24 protein-coding genes, 1 riboswitch and 1 other annotated feature are annotated in these 22,376 nt (G+C 39.5%); of the genes, 12 read left to right on the top strand and 12 right to left on the bottom strand.

Translation table 11 applies throughout. The annotated features are described in order from the left end of the window. Positions 1-403: 403 nt before the first annotated feature. Positions 404-628 (bottom strand): YuzB family protein, encoded by a 225-nt coding sequence (locus QYB95_RS00815; protein WP_301136172.1) that lies wholly within the window; start codon positions 626-628, stop codon positions 404-406. A 320-nt stretch (positions 629-948) separates the two neighbouring features. Here QYB95_RS00815 and QYB95_RS00810 point away from each other — a divergent pair, with 320 nt between their 5' ends. Next, positions 949-1,611 (top strand): RsfA family transcriptional regulator, encoded by a 663-nt coding sequence (locus tag QYB95_RS00810; RefSeq protein ID WP_301136171.1) that lies wholly within the window; start codon positions 949-951, stop codon positions 1,609-1,611. 31 nt (positions 1,612-1,642) lie between these two features. Here QYB95_RS00810 and lipL read toward each other — a convergent pair whose 3' ends face one another. Further along, entirely contained in the window at positions 1,643-2,476 is an 834-nt protein-coding gene (lipL, locus tag QYB95_RS00805; protein ID WP_301136170.1) for an octanoyl-[GcvH]:protein N-octanoyltransferase, read from the bottom strand. Positions 2,477-2,753: 277 nt separating this feature from the next. On the opposite strand from lipL, the gene hemQ reads away from it, so the two are divergent. Then, positions 2,754-3,506: a hydrogen peroxide-dependent heme synthase gene (hemQ, locus tag QYB95_RS00800; protein WP_301136169.1), complete on the top strand. Its 753-nt coding sequence runs from the start codon at positions 2,754-2,756 to the stop codon at positions 3,504-3,506. 298 nt (positions 3,507-3,804) lie between these two features. On the opposite strand, the gene QYB95_RS00795 is transcribed toward hemQ, so the two are convergent. Beyond that, complete coding sequence (locus QYB95_RS00795) at positions 3,805-3,987, bottom strand: hypothetical protein (RefSeq protein ID WP_301136168.1); 183 nt, start codon at positions 3,985-3,987, stop codon at positions 3,805-3,807. Between the two features lie 553 nt (positions 3,988-4,540). Here QYB95_RS00795 and QYB95_RS00790 point away from each other — a divergent pair. Beyond that, on the top strand, positions 4,541-5,065 hold the full coding sequence (locus tag QYB95_RS00790) for a spore coat protein GerQ (protein WP_301136167.1): 525 nt from the start codon (positions 4,541-4,543) through the stop codon (positions 5,063-5,065). 98 nt (positions 5,066-5,163) lie between these two features. Here the strand turns inward: QYB95_RS00790 and QYB95_RS00785 are convergent, their stop codons facing one another. From QYB95_RS00785 to QYB95_RS00765, 5 genes are all read right to left on the bottom strand, one after another. Further along, positions 5,164-6,348 (bottom strand): M20 family metallopeptidase, encoded by a 1,185-nt coding sequence (locus QYB95_RS00785; RefSeq protein ID WP_301136166.1) that lies wholly within the window; start codon positions 6,346-6,348, stop codon positions 5,164-5,166. A 210-nt stretch (positions 6,349-6,558) separates the two neighbouring features. After that, entirely contained in the window at positions 6,559-6,939 is a 381-nt protein-coding gene (locus QYB95_RS00780) for a DUF423 domain-containing protein (RefSeq protein WP_301136165.1), read from the bottom strand. Positions 6,940-7,049: 110 nt separating this feature from the next. Next, on the bottom strand, positions 7,050-7,364 hold the full coding sequence (locus QYB95_RS00775; protein ID WP_301136164.1) for a YwdI family protein: 315 nt from the start codon (positions 7,362-7,364) through the stop codon (positions 7,050-7,052). A gap of 1 nt (position 7,365) precedes the next feature. After that, on the bottom strand, positions 7,366-7,542 hold the full coding sequence (locus QYB95_RS00770; RefSeq protein ID WP_301136163.1) for a uracil-DNA glycosylase: 177 nt from the start codon (positions 7,540-7,542) through the stop codon (positions 7,366-7,368). A gap of 284 nt (positions 7,543-7,826) precedes the next feature. After that, the gene (locus QYB95_RS00765; protein WP_301136162.1) at positions 7,827-8,510 is read right to left on the bottom strand and encodes a uracil-DNA glycosylase; all 684 of its coding nucleotides are present in this window, start codon (positions 8,508-8,510) and stop codon (positions 7,827-7,829) included. A 258-nt stretch (positions 8,511-8,768) separates the two neighbouring features. Between QYB95_RS00765 and thiD the strand changes: the two genes are divergently transcribed. The 5 genes from thiD to ilvA all read left to right on the top strand — a co-directional run bounded on the left by thiD (position 8,769) and on the right by ilvA (position 14,006). Continuing rightward, positions 8,769-9,602 carry a bifunctional hydroxymethylpyrimidine kinase/phosphomethylpyrimidine kinase gene (thiD, locus tag QYB95_RS00760; RefSeq protein ID WP_301136161.1) on the top strand — a complete coding sequence of 278 codons (834 nt, stop codon included), beginning with the start codon at positions 8,769-8,771 and terminating at the stop codon, positions 9,600-9,602. A gap of 318 nt (positions 9,603-9,920) precedes the next feature. Continuing rightward, positions 9,921-10,271: a YojF family protein gene (locus QYB95_RS00755; protein ID WP_301136160.1), complete on the top strand. Its 351-nt coding sequence runs from the start codon at positions 9,921-9,923 to the stop codon at positions 10,269-10,271. A 14-nt stretch (positions 10,272-10,285) separates the two neighbouring features. Next, entirely contained in the window at positions 10,286-10,963 is a 678-nt protein-coding gene (gene bshB2 / locus QYB95_RS00750) for a bacillithiol biosynthesis deacetylase BshB2 (RefSeq protein ID WP_301136159.1), read from the top strand. Between the two features lie 259 nt (positions 10,964-11,222). Next, positions 11,223-12,575 carry a YjiH family protein gene (locus QYB95_RS00745; protein WP_301136158.1) on the top strand — a complete coding sequence of 451 codons (1,353 nt, stop codon included), beginning with the start codon at positions 11,223-11,225 and terminating at the stop codon, positions 12,573-12,575. Positions 12,576-12,743: 168 nt separating this feature from the next. Continuing rightward, positions 12,744-14,006, top strand: a complete 1,263-nt coding sequence (ilvA, locus tag QYB95_RS00740; RefSeq protein ID WP_301136157.1) for a threonine ammonia-lyase IlvA — start codon at positions 12,744-12,746, stop codon at positions 14,004-14,006. A 312-nt stretch (positions 14,007-14,318) separates the two neighbouring features. Here the strand turns inward: ilvA and QYB95_RS00735 are convergent, their stop codons facing one another. The 4 genes from QYB95_RS00735 to QYB95_RS00720 form a co-directional block, all read right to left on the bottom strand. Then, positions 14,319-15,278, bottom strand: a complete 960-nt coding sequence (locus QYB95_RS00735; RefSeq protein WP_301136156.1) for a nuclease-related domain-containing protein — start codon at positions 15,276-15,278, stop codon at positions 14,319-14,321. Positions 15,279-15,517: 239 nt separating this feature from the next. Further along, the gene (locus QYB95_RS00730) at positions 15,518-16,315 is read right to left on the bottom strand and encodes an ABC transporter ATP-binding protein (protein ID WP_301136155.1); all 798 of its coding nucleotides are present in this window, start codon (positions 16,313-16,315) and stop codon (positions 15,518-15,520) included. Next, positions 16,308-17,342, bottom strand: coding sequence for an ABC transporter permease (locus QYB95_RS00725; protein WP_301136154.1), 1,035 nt, complete (start codon positions 17,340-17,342; stop codon positions 16,308-16,310). Before QYB95_RS00725 ends, QYB95_RS00730 begins: the two co-directional genes overlap by 8 nt. A 31-nt stretch (positions 17,343-17,373) precedes the next feature. Then, a complete protein-coding gene (locus QYB95_RS00720) occupies positions 17,374-18,384 on the bottom strand; it encodes an ABC transporter substrate-binding protein (protein WP_301136526.1) in 1,011 nt (336 codons plus the stop codon). 372 nt (positions 18,385-18,756) lie between these two features. Then, positions 18,757-18,801: riboswitch (PreQ1 riboswitch) on the top strand. Between the two features lie 6 nt (positions 18,802-18,807). Between QYB95_RS00720 and QYB95_RS00715 the strand changes: the two genes are divergently transcribed. From QYB95_RS00715 to QYB95_RS00700, 4 genes are all read left to right on the top strand, one after another. Next, positions 18,808-19,290, top strand: a complete 483-nt coding sequence (locus QYB95_RS00715) for a QueT transporter family protein (RefSeq protein ID WP_301136153.1) — start codon at positions 18,808-18,810, stop codon at positions 19,288-19,290. Between the two features lie 240 nt (positions 19,291-19,530). Next, positions 19,531-19,792 (top strand) — a binding site (T-box leader). 80 nt (positions 19,793-19,872) lie between these two features. Then, positions 19,873-20,910 (top strand): anthranilate phosphoribosyltransferase, encoded by a 1,038-nt coding sequence (trpD, locus tag QYB95_RS00710; protein ID WP_301136152.1) that lies wholly within the window; start codon positions 19,873-19,875, stop codon positions 20,908-20,910. Continuing rightward, positions 20,907-21,704, top strand: coding sequence for an indole-3-glycerol phosphate synthase TrpC (gene trpC, locus QYB95_RS00705; RefSeq protein ID WP_301136151.1), 798 nt, complete (start codon positions 20,907-20,909; stop codon positions 21,702-21,704). The genes trpD and trpC overlap by 4 nt, the downstream gene beginning before the upstream one ends. 2 nt (positions 21,705-21,706) lie before the next feature. Then, positions 21,707-22,315 (top strand): phosphoribosylanthranilate isomerase, encoded by a 609-nt coding sequence (locus QYB95_RS00700; RefSeq protein WP_301136150.1) that lies wholly within the window; start codon positions 21,707-21,709, stop codon positions 22,313-22,315. Positions 22,316-22,376 lie beyond the last annotated feature (61 nt).

The raw sequence follows: 22,376 nt of genomic DNA, 5'->3' as shown, positions 1-22,376 counted from the left end.
AGACTAGTTTTAAGTAGAGAAATCGGGATTGAAATGTGGCTAATTTTTAAGCTAATAAAGACTGTACAATATGAATTACTAATAAAGTATTATTTTGTTGAGCGGTCTAAGCCACAAGCAGCTCGAGCCAACCTGTTGAATCTACGACTTGTCTTAGAGGCCAACACGACGTTGGTCATGGTGACAATGCAACACGATGTTGCGCTTTTGTCAACGGCTTATGTAAACACCCGCCCTACTTTCTAACTACTTCCAAGGCTTCTTGAGTTAGTACGCAGCTTACATAGTAGGCTGCGGTTTCTTTTTCAGCAGCAGCTTCCAATATTAGTAGAGGTTATAATTCCAAATCCTAAATAAGAATTCAAAAAAGCCACCTTCCCTGTTGGAAGGTAGCTTTCTTTCATTATTTTTTTAGTTTTCCTATTACTTTCTCCATCAACTCTTCTTCGGTTAATGCATTTACTGGTCGCCCATTTACGAACGTAAATGTTTTTTTGCGTCCCGGACCACAATATGAATGACAGCCAATTTCAATCGTCGCTTCTGGATCTAATTCTTTTAACTTAGGAATTAACGTTTTTAAATTAACGGCCTGACATTCATCGCAAACTTTGAATTCGTTTGCCATTTTGCCAACAACCCTTTCTACTGATGATGTCTTTACTTTTCCGCAAACTATTGTCCCGATTTACTTTTTAATCTAACAGATATTTTAGCCTAAGCAAACAGTCATCATCAAGTAAAAATAATAATTATCAATCAAAGGTCTAATCTGTTCCTGCCTTTTCTATAAATATCTTTAATTCACATCACACTCCTAAAAGAGTAAAAAAGACGAATTTAATATATAGATTGAAAATATTTGAATAAAATTGGAACTTCTTGGACACTATAAGTTTTGAACAAACAAATAAACAAAACTATGAACTTTACAGGAGGTTTAAAAAAATGGTCAAAGTTAGACAAGATGCTTGGTTAAAAGAAAACGACGAATTATTAGCTGAGGCGGTTATTCGACATGTTAAAGAAGGAAGTACCCAGTTAAATGCCTTTGAGGAAGCTGGTGATGCGTTAAACCGAACAGCCGCTGCCTGTGGTTTCCGATGGAATGCTGTTGTGCGTCGCTTATATGAAAAACAATTAGCTGAGGCAAAAAAGGAAAGAAAAGAAAGAATGAGAGTGTTGGGAATGAATGGTAGACGCCGTACACAGAGTGTTTACTTGCTGCCAGGCGCACAACCAGCAGAAGAAACAAAATCGCTCTCCTTATCGGCTTTAAATCTGGACATTGTCATTGCCTATTTACTGCGTTTACAGCATCAAGGCGGCAACGATATGGAAGCAACAAAATGGCGCCATATTGCAAATACATCAACTGAAAAAATAAAAGAATTAGAACGCCAATTGAAACGACTAGAACAAGAGAATAAAGAAATTCGCGAAGATTATGAGCAATTTGTACAAATTATGAATCGTGCTCGTAGACTAGTAACCCTCGACGAAGAGGATAACCGCGTTGCTCCTGTTTTTAAGATGGAGAAGAATGGTAACCTGGTTGCAAACTATACAACTGGCAATAGCGAAAAAGAAAACGTGGATGTGCCGAATTAAGCACATTCACGTTTTTCCCTACATATGAATCTTATTTCTTATAGAGCATTTTTTCATTTCGCTCAAGGACGCGATTTAGATAGAAAGTATAAAGCTCCAATTCTTTTTCATTAAATGATTGAGCAATATTTTGATTACTTAATTGACTTAATACAGCTTGCAGTCTGAAAACTGTATCCTGAACTGTTAAGGGTTTATCCAATAATTCACTCAAGCTAGCCATGACTTCAGGCTGAATTTTAGGAAAAGCAAATTTCGTTTGTTCTTCTTTTAAGCTAATGGCATAAAAATCCCTTATTAGTCTTGCGCGTTCACTACCGCTGCCTTCAATACAAAGGTAAATTTGAACTGCAATGCCCTGTCTGAGACGGCGTTGCGAAATACCGGCAAATTTCTTTCCATCAATACTTAAATCGTAGGAACCAGGACAATAAGATCCGATAATTTCATAAGCTTTTATTTTATCGCAAGCTTCAGGGAATAGCAGCTTAATAAGGTCTACCATTACGTCATAGCCTTCATTTATGTTAATGGCTCCTACCCGTTCTGAAAGGATAATGGAAATGTTTAGCACACCACTATCCAACACTACGGCTAGCCCGCCGGAATTGCGAACAATGGCTTGATAGTTTCTAGAATGCAAGTATTGGATTCCCTCTTGAACGTACGGCAATCGGTGATCTTGGATGCCAAGAACTACTGTATTATGGTGAACCCAAGTTCGAACGGCTGGGTGTGATTGCAATTGTCCGACCAATTCGCAAAGTGTGTCATCCATCGCGAATGACTCAAGTGGCGTCCGAGCTTTCATCGTGATTGATTGATCGATAAAACGCCATGTATCTTGTTGTAATAAAGGATGCATAGGTTGTTACTCCTTTTAATCGGTTGGTGAATACTAAGATAAGCATACACGAAAAAGATTAAGTCCATCAAATCCAATTTATTGTTTTTCCAAAGTTGCCCCTTTTGGTGGATTACTGAATTAAGCCAATTTTAAATGGCATACTCATATTGGGATTAAACTGCCCACTCTTGTCAAATTAGTGAATTTCCACAATATGTGCCCTTTCTTACAAGGAATTATTTTGATTTTGTGCTAAGATACTTGTGAATGATTATCAATTAAGGAGTGTTATCAAATGAATGAAGCAGCAATTACATTAGATGGCTGGTACTGTTTACATGATTTCAGAGCGATCGACTGGACTTCCTGGAAATTAGTTTCTCAAGAAGAACGCACAAAAGCAGTCGATGAGTTCGTACAATATTTAGAAAAACTAAATGAAGCACATGTTGCTAAAACAGGTTCTCATGCGTTTTATTCAATTATCGGGCAAAAAGCTGATTTTATGCTTATGATTCTGCGTGAAACTCCGGAGGAACTGCAAGAATTAGAGGCGGAATTTAATAAATTGGCGATTGCTGATTTTACAGTGCCAACATATTCTTATGTCTCTGTAGTTGAGCTTTCGAACTACTTAGCGAAAGATTCTGATGAAGATCCTTACCAAAATCCACATGTCCGTGCAAGACTGTACCCAGAATTGCCACGTACAAAATATGTTTGCTTCTATCCTATGGACAAGCGTCGTGAAGGCAACGATAACTGGTACATGCTGGATATGGAAGAACGCCGCAAGTTAATGCATTCACATGGTCTTATCGGCCGCAGCTATGCTGGCAAGATTAAACAAATCATTACTGGTTCAGTCGGACTCGATGATCATGAGTGGGGCGTAACATTATTCTCCGAGGATATGCTTCAATTCAAAAAAATCGTTTATGAAATGCGCTTTGATGAAGTATCTGCAAGGTACGGAGAATTTGGCGAGTTCCTAGTTGGAAATCTATTGGATAACGACAAACTAACAACTTTCTTAACAGTTAAATAATAAGAAAAGCGGAGGGTGCTCGCGAAAGACTCCGCGTCGATGAAAACGCAACTTCCTGTTGCATCGTCTGCATTTGCACATCCTTGTGCGACGGAAGAATCGACAAAAGGACGCTTTTGGCAGACTAGAAAAGGCAGATACCTCCCTGGTCTGCATAAGTGCAACTAAGGCTGATTGCCAAAATCCTTTGCAATCAGCCAAGCTTTCTAATCCTTGCCGACGATCCTAGTTGCGCGAGGAGCTAGCACTCGCAGCTAGATATTAAGAAAAACGAGACGTAACCGAAAGTATTCGATTCCTACGCCTCGTTTTTTTCTTGTTCTTCTTTTGTTCTTAATATCAAGATAATCGTATGGATAAAAAATCCGATAAAGATTATTAAAACAAATAGATACCAATGCAATGGCTGCTTGTAAATACTTGCGATAATAAAGGAAATTATCGCACTGAAGACTATCGAGACCCAGATACCCAATCGCACAGGACCAACCCCTATATCCTATTTTTAGATTAAGATTCCCCTTTTATAAGTCGTCTAATGAAAAAATCTTGAACATTCTCTACACTCATTTTATTAAAAATTCGATAAATTTATACAAAATATAAGAACTCTTTATCCCATTCTACATACATTAAAAACATGGGCGATTTTTTATGGATTTTTATTCTTAAATGGGAACAAATGCATAAAGTGTTATGAGGAGGTATGTCATATAGCTGTTTTATCAGCCATGATGCTCAAGTATCCTTCCTTGCACGGTTAATGTGCGATGGAGCAAAAGGAGATAAAAAATTAAACATGTTGTTGGTACGCTTTTTAGTGCTATCCGTGTATTAAGGGCGAAACGCTTCCAATCCCAAAAAAGGTTATGGTGTTTTTTCATGACGACTGGGAATTGCCCAACCCGTTTGAGTCATCACTGTAAAACGGGAAGCTATCATTCTTGCTGCTTCTTTTCACTGCATCCACAGGCTATCCGATGTCTAACTGCTATTAAACCGAAAATCAAAAAAATAGGAAAGGGTGTTTTTTTTTGACATATCATAATTGGGGTCAAACGAGTCAAAATGGGCAACAAACGTATCCATCAACAACTGGACAGTTCAATACTGGTCAGTTTCCTTCAGGACAGTTTCCTTCGGGACAGTTTCCTTTTGGCCTTCCTTCAGGTCAAAATACTTATGGTCAATTTCCAGGTGGGCAAATGATGACTCCTCCAGGTCAAGGTACATCACAAGGTATGATAAATCCTATGTTGAGAAACGGAACGGCAACAACTTTTCGTGAAGAATCGTATATCGAAAATATTTTAAGATTAAACCGTGGAAAAATAGGTACTTTTTATTTTACGATTCCTTCAGGTCAAGTGGGCGAAAACCAGGATGGGGGCACTACCAGAGTGGTTACTGGGGTAATCGTTGAGGCAGGCCGTGATCATGCAATTATTGCTGAAGAAGGTACAGGTCATTATTACTTGTTCCCTATGATTTACTTTGATTTCGCAGAGTTTACTGAACCATTGACATACCTGCCAGGATCTCCTTTACCACTAAGATAAAAAGCCATAAAAAAAGTGTAGACAAAATAAATTGGCTACACTCCCGAATCCACTTCTCCCTTGAAGAAGTGGATATTTTTTCGTTAAGAATCAGGGAATTATATTTTTTTGCTTTGCTTCAAGTATTTTAACGTAGCTAGCCCGAGGGTTTTTGCTGCAATTAACATTGCTCTTTCATCAAAGTTAAATTGTGCATGGTGATGAGGATAGGCTTCCTTCCATGCCGGATCCTTTGCCCCTGTTATAAAGAACGTTCCTGGCACCTTTTCCAGATAATACGCAAAATCTTCACCAACCATTAACGGAGGACATTCAATGACATTGTGTACTTCCGAAAGTTGGCAAGCGACATCCGCAAGAAATTGTGTTTCCTTTTTATGATTTACAACCGGTGGATATCCCCTAGTAAAAGCATATTCATAAGTTGCATGGAAGCCTTCACAAACCGATTTAAGGATTCGCTCAATCTCATGTTCAATCTGGGTGCGTACCTCTTCATCAAAAGTACGGACTGTTCCTTTTAACTCAACCTTTTCTGCAATTACATTGAAAGGATTAATCGCTTCAAAATGCCCGATTGAGACAACGGCTGATTTTAATGGGTCAATTCTTCTGGATACGACAGTTTGAAGCTGCGTAATAAATTGGGAAGCTACTAAAATCGAGTCCACGGATTGATGTGGCTCTGCCCCATGGCCCCCTTTTCCTTGAATCGTAATTTCCAAGCGATCCGCCGCAGCCATAATGGCACCATTACGGACAAGTATGTCTCCAAGTGGTGTAGGAGCCCATAAATGCGTACCGAAGATAACATCTACTCCATCCAAGCACCCGTCCTCTATCATCGGTTTTGCCCCTCCTGGAGCAAGTTCTTCGGCAAATTGGTGGATAAATACTATGTTACCTTGAAGTTCTTCTTTCATGGTTACTAATGCTTTTGCTAAAACCAGAAGGGTTGCTGTATGGCCATCGTGACCACATGCATGCATTACGCCGTCGACTTTTGACTTGTACGGAATATCATTTTGCTCCTGAATGGCAAGCGCGTCAAAATCAGCACGCAACGCCACCGTTTTACCAGGCTTCCCACCCTTTAACGTCGCAACAACGCCCCGGCCACCGACACCCTCACGTACTTCTAGGCCTAGTTTCCGGTGGTAGTTCGCTATATAAAGCGGTGTATGTACTTCTTGGAATGAGAGTTCAGGATTTTCATGTAAGAAACGACGAATTGAAACCATTTCGTCATAATGGCTTCCCAAAATTGTAAACAAGTGTTCCATAAATTTTCCCCTTTCCTTATGGCAGTTTCAACAATATATGTTGATTGTTCTTGAATTTTACTGATATAAGAACTTTATCATGTTTTGGGTGGATTAAGTATGAATATTTTTTTAGTAAATTCTAAATATTAATAAAATAACTTATTAGCCTTTAGGCTCTGATTATAAAAAAGAATTACAAGATTCCTCATGTAACTCTCATTTTCCGTGTTAATTATTATGTTTTAGTGTGGAGATAATTAGAAGGATCCAACCAGTTAAGAAGAGTACTCCGCCTATTGGGGTAATAGCGCCTAAAACGCCTATGCCTGACAGCGCCAAAATATAAAGACTTCCTGAAAAGAATACAATCCCCAAGTTCATGCAGAGTGCTGCTGCTTTCAACTGTTTAATGGAACCAAATAGTTTTGGGCTCATTAATATACCGATAGCCAAGATAGCAATGGCGTGGAACATTTGGTACTGCACTGCTTTTTCCCAAATCCCCATCCCATATTCATCGAGTACGTTATCAAGAGCATGTGCTCCAAATGCACCTAATGCAACTACCAAAAGTCCGTGAATTGCACCTGAAATAATTGAACCTTTCATTATTTAACCTCATCTCTATGTATTACTTTTAGTTGTGCCTGCCTAACTTTTTCTATAGTTGATACGCGCAAGGCAAATCCTCCACCATCAAGCTTAGAATATTGCCCAATCTAAAAATCGAAAATGGATTCCCCATTAGCGTCATTTTCTTCTAGCTTTCCACCGTTTATGGAGTTTGTATTTTGAATTATATTAGGCGATTGCATTGTTGTCGGGCTGGATGGGAAACTTTGAGCTGGATGAGCTGCCACCGATGAGGCGGGACTATGTGCCTTTGCTAATACATTCGTTCCATTTGACAACGCTACATTGCATAGTGCCCGGATTGCACTTAATTGTTCACGTATATACTGTTCATCCTGTTGATTTTTAGTACTTGATGCAAGTTGTTCAATCTCTAGTAACAGTGCTTGGTAAGAAATCATACTACCGCTCCCCCAGTGTTTGTTTAGGTAAAAACTGCATACAATCAAGTCCCGAAGATTGTTTTACGACAACGGAAGGAAGTTGCTTTGTTTTAAAATTATACGCTGTGCAAGATCTCGGATTACGCTGATCCCATGTCACACGGAAATATTGGCATTTAAAACAATTCACCTTCATAACGACTTCCCTACTTTCTATATCAATTTAACAGATTTCACATACTGTGAAAAGCTATGTGAATCAGAGCTTTAACTTGTTAAGTGCGGATTTTTTCTTATTAAGAGCGGCTCTCCTTCTTTCGAGCGTGTTTTTCGGATTTACGAGCGATTTTTGCGCACTTTCCGAGCTACTTCTCCCTTGTTGCGCGAGTTTTCCTCAACTTTATGAGCGAGCCCCCTTTAGTCAAGAGTGACTCACTCCTTTTCAAATGCCATTCATTCGGGCAAACTTTCATCGCACATTTATTGCTTGTCATTCAAACACCAATCGATTGGTTGTCGTCTCCATTCTATTAACTTATCATTTATTTTAGAGAATGGTTTGCTGCCAAAAAAACCTCTGTGTGCACTTAATGGGCTTGGATGGGGTGATTGTAGAATAAAATGCTGTCCCCCATTTTTCTCTATGATTTTCCGCTTCGATTGTGCAGGTTTCCCCCATAATACAAAGATTATGGGCTCGGTACGCTTTGCTAATTTTTCTATAACTGCATCCGTAAACTGTTCCCAGCCGTGTCCTTTATGCGAATTTGCCTCACCTTGCCGAACAGTTAACACTGTATTTAATAGAAAAACTCCTTGCTTTGCCCAATCCATTAAATACCCGTTATTTGGCATCGGGCACCCTAGATCATGTACAAGCTCTTTGAAGATATTTCTCAGACTTGGCGGAAGTGGTACACTTTCTTTTACTGAAAAACTCATGCCATGTGCCTGACCAGGTCCATGATATGGATCTTGTCCTAGTATAACAACCTTCACTTCGCTGTAAGCTACTGTGTAAAATGCACTCATGACTTCTTCCTTTGGTGGATACACTGTTGATAGGCTATATTGTTCTGCTAAGAATTGTTCCAGTTCTACAAAATAGGATTTTTCAAATTCAGGAGCTAATACCGCTTCCCAATCATTATTAAGTATTTTCATTAAACACACCTCACCTTTTAAACTACTTTATCTAGTTACCCGTTTCAATAGGAGATTCTTTTCGAAAACCACCAAAATTGTGAAAATCATGATACAAGTTTTAAAATTCGGTTGTTAAGGAGTTCGTTCTTCATCCAATAAAGCCCCTGTTTTTACTGGCATTATGTTTTTTATAGAAACTGGCTATTTTTCTAAAGTCAGAATTATACTATACTTTAGGACATTCATTTCATTACACAATTGAAGGAGTAATCAATTATGGCATTGAAAAAAACATTAACAATTGCAGGTTCTGACGCTTCAGGCGGCGCAGGACTGGAAGCAGATTTAAAAGCATTTGAAGAACATGATACTTACGGTATGGCGGCAGTTACAGTGATCGCAACAATGGATCCTGACAACAACTGGAACCACGGCGTTTATACATTACCAATCGATGTCTTGCAAGCCCAACTGAAAACAGCATTCTCTACGGGCATCGATGCTTTAAAAACAGGTATGTTATCTACTGAAGAAGTGATTCAGACGACAGGGGAAGCAATTGGTGCAGCTGGAGTTGAAAATGTTGTTATTGACCCAGTGATGGTATGTAAGGGGGAGGATGAGGTTTTAAACCCAGGGACAGTCGATGCAATGATCCAATATCTATTGCCACATGCCCTAGTTACAACACCTAACCTTTTCGAAGCAGGACAACTTGCTGGGACGGGCACACCAAAAACAATCGAAGAGATGAAAGCAGCTGCAGAAAAAATTAAGGAGCTTGGCGCAAAAAACGTTATTATTAAGGGCGGACGTGCATTAGCTACCGATAAAGCGGTTGACCTATTCTACGATGGCGAAAAATTCTATTTACTTGAAACACCAAAAGTTGAAACAACTTACAACCACGGTGCCGGCTGTACATTTGCAGCTAGTGTTACAGCAAATCTTGCCAATGGATTATCTGTTAAAGAAGCAGTCGTGGAAGCAAAGGAATTCGTTGCGGCTGGTATTCAGCACGGATGGAAACTAAACCAATACGTAGGGCCAGTTTATCACGGTGCGAAACCTCGTCTTGGCGCACCTGAAGTTACAATTACAGAAGTTTAAAAATTTTTTACGTGCCAGGCACACAAACAATTCTGATTCAGTAATGAATTTTTCGAATTGTTTGCGTGCCTGGCACTTTTTATTTGAAGCATTTTCTTTTCATAAAATTACGATATTGACTATAATTATTAATAAAGTAAATACTAGGTTTCCGTCCTCCTTAATTGAGTGCGGAATCTAGGTGCCAATATCCAGTTGGCCAGTATAATAGCGCTTTGGTGATCGGTGAATCTCCTTCTTGGAGTTTGTAATACTCTCTAAGTTCAGGGACCAAATCACCACGTTTAATCTTAGCAAAGATGTGAAAGGAGAATTAAGATGAAGGAAGTACAAGTTAACGAGCTCCAAGAATTGCTTAATTCTTTTGCGAACAAAGATGTGTATATTCATCTAGAAACAACAAATGGAGCATATGCCTCACATTTTGATGAAAAAGTATTTAATGCGGGTGCATTCATACGAAATGTAAAAATTCGTTATGAGCTTGCGAAAATCATCAACGATACCCCTCACCGTGTGGGATTAAAAATGAACCACGGCTGGGTTTATGCACAAGGCATTACTCATTACGAGTTAGATGAAAAAGGCCGTTTATTAATGGCTGGATTAGACTTTACAGGGAAACTTGCTGTTGCACTGGAAATTAGTGAAACACCATTTTCTTATTAAGGAGTGAATCATACATGTCATTACAACCGCAACGTCAGATTTTGGTAGTGTTCCCTCACCCGGACGACGAAGCATTCTCATCTGCCGGAACAATCAGACTTTACAGAAACATGGGTGTCCCTGTTACATATGCATGCCTGACTTTAGGTGAAATGGGGCGAAATCTTGGAAACCCTCCATTTGCAACTCGTGAATCCTTACCAGAAATTCGTCGACAAGAACTAATAGCAGCTTGTAAAGAAATGGGAATTGAAGATCTGCGAATGATGGGACTACGCGATAAAACCGTGGAATTCGAAGATGATGAAAAAATGGTCAGCCTCGTAAAAAGTCTAATCGATGAGTTAAACCCTTCATTAATTATCACTTTCCTGCCTGGCTATTCTGTACATCCAGACCACGAAGCAACTGCCCGAGCAGTATTTGAAACTGTTCGTCGTATGCCAAAAGAAAATCGTCCAACGATTTATGCTGTTGGCTTTGCCAACAACACAATCGCCGATAAAGGTGAACCAACTATTCAAATCGATGTAAGCAGTGTGAAGCTAGATAAACTTAAAGCACTACAAGCTCACGCTTCCCAAACTGCATGGATGATTGAAGAAAATACAAAACGAACTGACGAAGGCCAGCCAATGAGTGATAGCTGGCTGCATTACGAGAGATTCTATGAGGTTAACCTGGAAGATTAATGTTCATAATTAAAGGAGTAGGTAATCATTACCTGCTCCTTTTTCATTCAGAAAAGATAATAAATATACAGATGAAATACATTGGAATTTGAATTAGTAACATATTTCCCTACCTTTTATTTGCATTTTATTCATTTTCTATACGTTTATAAATTTCAGAATAGTGGTACTTTTTAATAACGTATTTACACATGTATATTCCCACTATATAGTGTATAAATATACAAAACAACTTACTTAGAAGAGGGACGCACAACATATGACAAAAAAATTCACTTCATATACATGGTTTCTTTTTATCTTTCTTTCATTAATTGGAATTTTCCTATTTATTACACCGGTTAATACGGAAGATGGTTTGAAAGTACCCATTGCTATATTGGCTAATACACTTTCCGCTAATGTCGCAAGCTTTATTCATTGGTTTGCTTACATCGTCTTTATCATAGCTGCGATTGGTGCCTTAATTATAAAATTCATACCAGAAACTGAAGAAAGAACTTTATTTGATTCTTTGTTCCGTGTCAATTGGTTCTGGACAATCATGCGTGTTTTAGCTGTAATCTTTGCAACTATGTATTTATTCCAAATAGGGCCAGAAAGCTTTACAAGCGAAAATACTGCTGGATTATTAATTACTCCAGACGGTGGTTTAGTAACAATGATGTTCTCATTGTTCTTATTTGCCGGTTTACTTTTACCTTTATTGACCGACTTTGGTTTACTGGAATTCTTCGGTTCCATGATGGTTAAAATTATGCGACCTTTATTTAAAATTCCTGGACGTTCAGCAATTGACTGTTTAGCTTCTTTTGTAGGTGACGGAACAATCGGTGTTCTGTTGACAAGCAGACAATATGAGGAAGGCAATTATACTGCTCGCGAAGCTGCAACAATTGCTACAACATTCTCTGTTGTTTCGATTACTTTCTGTTTCGTTGTACTTGATACGATTCGTTTAAACAACTACTTCTTGCAATTTTATGGTTCGGTAATTTTGGTATCCATTATCCTGGCTTTCATCATGCCTCGTATTTTCCCATTACGCGGCAAGCCTGATACAAATTTTGACGGGTCCATTTCAGACGAACATATTGAAGATGTTCCCGAAGGATTCAATTCATTTTCATTTGGTCTAAACAACGCTTTAACTAAAGCCGACAGCAATAAAAATCTTGGAAAAGTAATTGGTTCCGGGTTTAAAAACGTACTAGAAATGTGGTTTGCAATTACACCTGTAATTATGGCCTTCGGTACGATTGCTTTAGTTCTTGCTGAATACACTAGCTTCTTCAAAATCTTAGGGATGCCATTTGAGCCAATCCTCGCTGTATTGCAAATTCCTTTTGCGGATGAAGCAGCTCAAACGATGATTGTTGGTTTTGCCGACATGTTATTGCCTTCTGTTCTAGGCTCCGGTATTGAATCTGAGTTAACTCGTTTCTTTATTGCCACAGTTTCAGTGACGCAATTAATTTACATGTCGGAAGTTGGTGGGTTAATTTTAGGAACAAAGCTACCCCTTAAAATTTGGGATCTATTCTTGATTTTCTTAATCCGTACTCTTATCTCAATTCCGATTGTTGCAATTCTTGCACACTTATTATTCTAGTGAACCAGGACTGGCTGATGCCGGTCCTATTTTTTTTAGAAATTTCCCTTACAATGTTGGCAAGATTCTACTTGAAGCAGAATTTTTTGAATAAAAAAATAATTCATAAATAAAGTAGCTTTTTATGATAAAATGAGTCAATGCAATAAAAACGGAGGTAACAAGACGATGGAAGTTGTGAATTCAAACAGTATCGCTGTGGAAAATGTGTTAATTGCACATCAACATTTAAAAGATGTTGTGTTACATACCCCACTTCAAAAAAATGAGTATTTATCTGAAAAGTATAATGCCAATATTTATATTAAACGTGAAGATCTACAACACGTTCGTTCTTTTAAGCTACGTGGTGCTTTCTATAAAATTAAGAAAATCGAAGAGGCAGCCCGCAAAAGCGGTGTAGTATGTGCAAGTGCCGGGAATCATGCGCAAGGCGTTGCATTTGCATGTGCACACCTAAATATTAAAGGTGCCATTTTTATGCCGTTAACAACGCCAAAACAAAAAATTGATCAGGTCCGTATGTTTGGCCGCAATAATATTGAAATCATTTTAGAAGGCGATACATTTGATGATTCGGCTAATGCCGCAAAGGAATATAGCGATGAGCATGATATGATTTTCATCCATCCTTTCGACGATCTAGATATAATCGCTGGGCAAGGTACCGTAGCAGTTGAGGTGTTAAACGATATCGAGGAGCCGCTGGATTACATTTTCGGCGGTATCGGCGGTGGCGGTTTAATGGCCGGCATCTCGTCCTATATCAAAAACATATCACCAAACAGCAAAGTAATCGGCGTCGAGCCTGCCGGTGCAGCGAGCATGAAAGCCGCGTTTGAGAATGGCGGTCCAACATCCCTTGCTAAGATTGATAAATTCTGTGATGGTACTGCGGTTCAGTGCGTTGGTACGAAAACATATGAAATCTGTCATAAATACTTAGACGATATCGTGCTAGTTCCAGAAGGCAAAGTAAGTACCACGATTCTAGATTTATATAACAAACATGCGATTGTAGCTGAGCCTTCGGGTGCACTTCCTGTTTCGGCACTCGACTTATATAAAGAAGAAATCGTAGGAAAATCCGTTGTTGTGGTAATTACGGGCGGGAACAATGACATCAGCCGCATGCAAGAAATCAGGGAGAAATCTTTATTGTATGAAGGGCTTCTCTATTACTTTATCGTCAACTTCCCTCAACGGGCTGGAGCCCTCCGTCAATTCCTAACAGTCGTGCTGGGGCCAAACGACGACATTACGACATTCGAATATACCAAGAAAAACAATAAAGAAAGCGGTCCTGCCCTCGTCGGCATCGAAGTCAGCCACCCTGATGATTATCAAGGCCTGATCAACCGTATGTCCTTCAACGGCTTCGAATTTACCGAAGTCAATAAAGACAGCCAACTGTTTGGATTGTTGGTTTAAAGTGATTTCTAGAACACTCGAATTTGATTCGGGTGTTTTTTTGTTGGGGTTTTACTACTTTACAAGCTATTTTCTCTTTACGTGCGACTTTTCCCTCTTTACGTGCGCTTCCCTTTTTTACGTGCATCTTTCTACACTTTACGTGCGAGTTCGCTCTTCTTACGTGCGACTTTTCCCCCTTTACGTGCGCTTCCTTTTTTTTACGTGCGTCTTTCTACACTTTACGTGCGAGTTCGCTCTTCTTACGTGGGACTCTCCCCTCTTTACATGCGACTTACAGATTTACTCACTGTCACCATTAATTGTCTTTAGCTATTCAAAAGATTCTGGAATTCTATATTTCCTATCTCTATAAGTACCTTGATATTCTATGTTTAAATCTTTTAACAATCGAATTATCGAAAACCTTGAGTCAACTCCCAAAAAATCCCGCAACTCTCGATTCGTAATCCACTCACTCCATAAATATCGATAATCTAATAGTGCCTCCAGATGAGCATCCTTACTCTTAAAACCACACTTCCCACATCTAAAGCTTCCATGTTCAAATATCATTACACTTTTATAGTCACACTTTTTACAGAGTACACCCTTTTGAAGTCTCTTCGTCTCTACTTTTGCTTTCCATTCTTTTGGTTGTTGAATGTTCAATAGTTCGGTTTTGATTTTCTCAAACTGGCCAAGTGATATTCCACGTCCTTGATGTTTATTAAATAATTTATCTAGCTCTGTTTGCAGACCATTTGCGTGGAATATAGAAATGCTCTTTGGAATCGATCCAATGATTGTATAATCGCTAACAATAATTATTGAATATTCCACTGGCAGATTCATTCTTAAATCTCGCAACTTTCTTGAGATAAATTTCCCGTGGCGCTTAATTTGATTTACAGGATTTCTAAAGGACTCTACCATCCCTTCCGAATTGGTGCGAATTAGTTGATGCTTCGATTCATCGATATCTAGCCGGCCACCGATATTCTTTATTTCTAGTAGCCAAATAAAATGCGGGGTTAATAAGATTGTGTCAATTTGGTGAGTGTAACCAGCGTGGTTGATAGTTTCGAAGTTATGAAGGAGGGCATACGGGGTCGGAATATTTAATTCAATCCACATCTGGTCTACGGATAATTCGCCCTCATACCCTTTCTTTTGTGCGGTATACATGTCCTTATAAAAATTAAACTCGCCCGTATCATAATCAGGCAATCTTCGCAGTAACGCCTCAAGACCTAGTAGCTTCCAAGATTTTTGTCTTTTCAAAATCTCCATTCACTCACCTCCATACAATCATTTTATGGACAAACATTAAATCCAGCAATGTCGCGAAAATTCCATGCATATTCAAATTCTAAATTCCACAATAAAAAAAGAGAAGAAACTTCTATTTTCACGAAGATTCTTCTCTCAAATATTTATTTTCAATCAATGTTTGGAAAGGGAATCCCTTAGAATTCTACCCTTCACATGTTTCATCGCTAAGTGAAATTTCAAACTCACGTAACTTCTCACTAGCTCCCCAACAACGCGCGGTCTGAGTTCATTTTTTCGCCGCGGATTTTTTCGAACTCCGACATTAGGTCCGGGATTGTTAAAGTTGGTTTTTTCTCATCATCGATCGATAAAATGATTTGGCCTTTATCCATCATGATTAAACGGTTCCCCAGATCAATTGCTTGCTGCATGTTGTGCGTAACCATCAAGGTTGTTAAGTTCCCCTCTTCGACCAGTTGCTTCGTTAAACGAGTGATTAATTCGGCACGTGAAGGGTCGAGGGCGGCGGTGTGTTCATCCAATAATAAAATGGATGGCTTTGTGAATGTTGCCATCAACAGAGATAATGCTTGACGCTCCCCACCTGATAACATGCCCACTTTGGCGTTAAAGCGGTTTTCAAGTCCTAACCCTAATTTCTCTAGTGAAGACTTAAAGAAATCGCGACGCCCGCGACTTACCCCTTTGCGCAATCCACGTTTTGCATTACGCGAATACGCAATGGCCAAATTCTCCTCAATCGTCATCGAAGGTGCCGTTCCTGCCATCGGATCTTGGAAAACACGACCGATGTATTGTGAACGCTTATACTCCGGTAATTTCGTTACCTCTTTCCCTTCAATCGTTACGGCACCAAAGTCAGGTGTCAAGGCACCGGAAATCATGTTCATCATTGTCGATTTCCCTGCCCCATTACTTCCGATGATCGTTACAAAATCACCTGGTGCTAAATGAAGGTTAATATTATCCAACGCGACTTTTTCGTCAGGTGTCGCTTCATTAAAAATCTTGTTTATGCCCTCTAACTTAAGCAAGGTGATCCCCTCCCTGCATGAATTCTCTTTGCTGGTCAAGTCTTTCCATTCGTCTTTTTTCTTTTCGTTTTTTCTCACGGCGTTTATCAACCAGTTGTGGAATGACTAAAGCCAGAACAACGATAATGGCTGTAATCAACTTCATATCCGAAGTATCTAGCCAATCGATGCGCAATGCAATGGCGTAAATGATTCGATAAATAATCGCCCCTGCCACAACTGCCAATGTCGTACGGAAAATCGTCTTTGTTCCAAAGATTGCTTCTCCGATAATTACAGATGCAAGACCGATTACAATCATCCCGATTCCCATATTGGCATCGGCAAATTTCGAGTATTGTGCGATTAAAGCTCCAGAAAATGCAACCAAGGCATTTGAAAGACCTAGCCCTAATACAATTAAGCCATCCGTGTTTGCTGAGAAGCTGCGAATCATTCGCTTATTATCTCCGGTTGCCCGAATCGCCAGCCCCACCTCTGTTTTCAAGAACCAATCTGCTATAAACTTGATGATGAGTGTAATGATTAACACTACGAAAATGGTACCCCAAGTACCCGGAGCTGTTTGCAAGCCTAACGAATCTTTAACAAAACTTGTCAGAGCTGCATCAATTCCCAAACTGCTCCAGAAACTTTGAAACTGTGAAAAAATAGTATCAGCATTCATCAGTGGAATATTGGGTTTTACAATTGCATTTTCTGCAGATAATCCCATAATGCGAAGATTGATTGAATACAACGCAATCATCATTAATATCCCTGAAAGTAACGGGTTTATCTTTCCTTTTGTGTGTAGTAGACCTGTCATACATCCTGCAATAAATCCAGCAACAATTGCCATTAATGTAGCTAGTATCGGGTTGTAGCCGAGTGCAATCATCATTGCTGCAGTCGCTGCCCCAGTCACGAAGCTTCCATCAACCGTTAAATCCGGAAAATCTAACACTCGGAATGTTAGATACACCCCGAGTGCCATAATTGCATAGATGATTCCTTGCTCAACTGAACCGAACAACGCTGTAAACATATTGAATCATCTCCTAATTAACTCTTCTAATTTATTCGTAAACTTCTGCGTTCCAGGAATCACTGATTTCAAGACCTAAAGTATCAGCAGCACCTTTATTAATAAGTAATTTCAGATTTGCAGGATATGCAGATGGAATTTCAGAAGGAGTAGCTTCTCCATTTAAAATTTTCACTGCCATTTCCCCAGCTTCATAACCGATATCATAGTATTCAAATCCGTAAGCACCTAATCCGCCACGTTCAACGGAATCCAGCTCCCCTACCATTAAAGGAAGTTGGTTAGCGCTTGCTACTTCAATTACTGATTCAAGAGCAGATACAACCGTGTTATCAGTAATGATATAAAGTGAATCTACCTTGCCAATTAATGATTCTGTTGCTTGTTTCACTTCTGCTGATGTAGAAACAGCCGCTTCCTCTAATTCAAGACCAGCTTCTTCCAATAGACCTTTAACTTGTTCAACTTGAGCTACAGAGTTTTGCTCTCCAGTGTTATAGACAGTCCCGACTTTTTTCGCACCTAATTCATCCTTTAAGAATGCAACAGTATTGGCAATTGTATCTGGATGCAAGTCAACAGTACCCGTAACATTACCGCCCGGCGCCTCCATGGAATCAATCAGCTCTGCACCTACTGCATCTGTAACAGATGTGAAGATAATTGGAATATCAGATGTTGCCCCTTTCACTGCTTGTGCTGATGGAGTTGAATTTGCAAAGATTAAATCAACACCTTCATTCACTAAGTTTTGGGCAATAGTTGTGTTCATACTTTGATCGTTTTGGGCATTTTCTTCAACAAACTCTACATCTAGACCAGATTCTTCCAGTGCCGCTTTAAACCCTTCAGTTGCAGCATCCAATGATGGATGCTCCACGATTTGTGTAATACCTACTTTAAATGATTTTGCATCCTCTGTTGTTCCAGTACCAGCATCTTCTGTAGATTCAGTAGATGTTTCACTACCTCCGCCACATGCAGCTAATAAAAGTACCAGTCCAAATAGTAAGAATGACAACTTTTTCGTACTATTTTTCATCATGTTTCCCCCTAATTCTTCTCTCTCACTTGCATGACTCTTTTTGAATAAATATATCATTCTATTTTACTATTCAAAAAATTCGAGTTTGTCGATTATATTACATCTAACCATTTTAATAGTCAACAACATTTAGAATGTTCTGAATTCGTCTTCTTCAAAATACTTCTACCAACAAAATGATTTGGCACTTTAAATCGCTAAAGTACAAGCTTTTTATCGAAAATTAATTATTTCAGTAAAACATATTTTTTGTGACAAATTTTCGACACCCAACACTTCCTGTCAAATGTACACAACTTCTGTCTGACATAATTTATTAATTATTTGACATAAACACGAAACTATAATACTATAATTCTCTGTGTTCTTTTTCACGTGGTTCGAGAACCTCCCACGCAAAAAAACTAAGGAGAAATGAATATGAAGATAAAATTTTTGGCAACGACTGGAATTATTGCAGCTCTTTATATTGCTGTTACCATGTTAGTTGCACCATTTGGATTTACGGAAATTCAATTCCGTCTATCCGAGATGTTCAACCACCTAGTTGCGTTTAACCCACGCTATATGTTGGGAATCGTTATTGGCGTATTCATTGCCAATCTCAATTCACCGCTGGCCCCTTATGATTTGGTCTTTGGAGTGGGCCAAACAGTTATTACACTTGCAATCTTTATATTGATTTGTAAGTTTGTAAAAAATACATTGCTGCGATTGGTAATCAACACTTTCCTTTTTACATGCACAATGTTCATTATTGCGTTCGAATTAAATCTTGCACTTGAACTGCCCTTCCTATGGACATGGCTAACTTGTGCAATCGGAGAATTCGCCGTGATGGCAATCGGCGTGCCAATCATGCATCAATTAAATAAACGATTAAACTTCAAGGATTTAATTTAATATTTAAACCAAGATCAAAAGGTGCCTATTTCAAGGAACATTTCCTATTATATTGGCACACTTTTGATTCTTGGTTTTTTTATTTTATAAAAACAGCAACACATCAATTTGTCAGAAAACATTGACAAAGAGGAAATTTACCTCTACAATTCTATTTAACTAATTGTTCGGATACGGCAGCAGGTTGTGGGAGCACAACCACCGTTTGAGCAAAGCAGAGTTTAGATGAGAATAGCAGAGACTAAATTGATGAATAAGAATAGTAGCGGTTTTGGATCGCTTTAGAGAGCTAGTGGTTGGTGCAAACTAGTGCGAACAAGATTGTGAATGGGCCTTATGAGAGCAGCTGGCACTTTGTTAGTTGACGTTTTTCCTACGTTACAAGGAAGTGTTTTACACTCTTTTGGAGTATACTTTACTTCTCCAATGTGAAAACACGCCAAGATGGAAGTATATCAAATACTTCAACAGAGGTGGCAACGCGGTATCGATCGTCCTCTACAAAAGGAATTTCCTTTTGTAGAGGGCTTTTTTATTGTCTAGTCTAACCTGCAAATTTTAAATTCAGGAGGATGAAAACGAATGACAATCCACTCTTTCACAAGCAAGGTAAAGGAAAAGGAAAATTTGTCTTACGAGGAGATGCTACTAGCCGCAGAACTAATCTTCCATGAAGAAACACCAAAGGAAGCAATTGCCGAGCTTTTAATTGCCTTAAGCAATAAAGGTGAAACGACCGAAGAAGTTGCGGCTCTTGCAATGGTCATGAAGTCCTATGCGCTTCCATTAAACCTAACAGAAGGCAACTACCTTGATAATTGCGGAACTGGGGGCGACGGTTTACAAAGCTTCAATATTAGTACAACGTCCGCTTTTGTATTGGCAGCAAGTGATGTTTCGATCGTTAAACATGGCAACCGCAAAATTTCCAGTGCCTCAGGAAGCTCGGATGTTTTACACGCTCTAGGAATTCATACCGATTTCACGCTCGGGGATTCAGTTGAGATGTTAAACAAGACAGGTATTACTTTTCTTCATGCTCCAAATGTACATCCAAAGTTAAAACGCATCGGAGAAGTTCGTCGTTCCATTGGAAAACCAACTATTTTTAATATGGTGGGCCCTTTAACCAATCCAGCTAAATTAACAACTCAGCTTGTTGGAATTAACCGGCCGGAATTTGTTCGCAATTATGCGGACGTCCTTCGTATTCTGGGTCGCAAACGAGCTGTGGTAGTTTCTGGAACACAAGGGATGGATGAAGCTTCTCTCGATCAGGAAAATACTTTTGCCCTTCTCGAAAATAGTGAAGTCAAACCTTTCTCTGTTGAGATTGAGGCTCTCGGTTTAACACCTGCCCCTGTGTCTGCATTACGCGGGGGGACACCGGAAGAGAATGCGATTATTTTAAGAGATTTACTAAGTGGCAAGCAGAGTGCCTATTTTGATGCGGTTTTGTTAAACGCTGGCCTCGCTTTGTTTGCTTACGGTAAAGTGAGCTCCGTTATAGATGGCGTCGAATTGGCCCGCGAAAGTATTTTAAGCGGGAAGGCATTGGCAAAGTTAGAGGCTGTTGTGGAATACAGTCAATCCATTTTAAAGGAGCGTGCAGTACGATGACCATTTTACAAACAATTTTAGACCATAAAGCAACTCTTATTCCTTCCCTTCTTGCAAAGGAACCAACATTTGAGGTGGAGCGGAAATCCCGTCCTTCTTTATATGAAACTCTAAGAAAAGCCGATACGCTTCAAGTGATTTCGGAAATGAAACGTGCTTCCCCCTCAAAAGGGTTGATCAATGAAGGCGCAGATCCTATAGAACAAGCGAGGAAATACGAGCAGGCTGGAGCAGCATGTATCTCGGTTTTAACAGAAGATAAATTTTTCAAAGGCTCTTTTCAGGATTTGGCTGATATCGCAAATCATGTGGATATCCCGATTCTAAACAAAGATTTCATCATTCATGAAGTCCAGATCGATTATGCCAAGGCAGCCGGAGCTTCGGTGATTTTACTAATAGTTGCCGCACTGACTGATGAAAAGTTACAAGCATTTTACACATATGCAAGTGTATTGGGCCTGGATGTTTTGGTTGAAGTCCATAACGAAGAAGAACTAGATCGCGCCTTGGCCATTCATCCTAAGATTATCGGTGTGAATAATCGCGATTTAAAAACCTTCCAATTAGATCTTGTTCAGACGGAAAGATTAGCTGACAAGATAAATGCCCATGAAGATATTGCCTTTATTAGTGAAAGCGGCATCTGGAATACTGCTGATGCGGAAAGAGTCGCAAAAGCTGGAGCCCGTGGCGTGTTGGTTGGCGAATCCTTAATGGTGAGCGGCGATGTAGAGCAAGCTCTATCGGCACTGCAAGTACCCCTTCCCTCCCTTGTAAAGGACGTGAAGTAAGCATGGTGAAGGTAAAAATCTGCGGTCTGAAGCAAGAGGAACACGTTCAAGCTGCCATTGACGAAGGGGCCACATGGATTGGATTTATGTTCGCACCAAGTAAACGCCAGATTTCCGTTGAACGTGCCATAGAGCTTGCGAAGCAAGTTCCTTCGTATGTAAAAAAGGTGGGTGTTTTCGTAAATCCAACGGAGCAGGAAGTTCGGCATGCTGTCGAAACAGTTGGGCTGGATTACGTTCAATACCATGGAAACGAGGACCCTGCATTTATCAAATCTCTAGGCTACCCTTCCATTAAGGCTATCTCCATTCGTGGTTATGAAGACGTGGAAAAAGCCAGCCACTATGATGTGGATTACTACCTTTTTGATGCACCAGGTACAGATTATGCCGGTGGGAATGGCCATGTATTCGATTGGTCATTACTGGACCAGCTCTCTATTCCAAAGAATCGCGTGATTCTAGCCGGTGGACTGAATAGTGCCAATGTAGCTCGTGCCATTAGCCAGGTTGATCCATTGGGAGTCGATGTTTCCAGTGGTGTCGAAAAGAATGGCGTGAAGGATAGTGAATTAATTAAGCAATTTATAGATGCCGCAAAAGCCCAATAGTTGGAACAAGAAGTGCAACATTATAACAAATTACTGCGACCCAATTTTTAAAGTAGTCGTA

Origin of the sequence: Ureibacillus aquaedulcis (assembly GCF_030418165.1) — a bacterium.
GTDB lineage: Bacteria > Bacillota > Bacilli > Bacillales_A > Planococcaceae > Ureibacillus > Ureibacillus aquaedulcis.
Note: the sequence above shows the minus strand (reverse complement) of the source record. Positions and strands in the feature narration are given on the sequence as shown.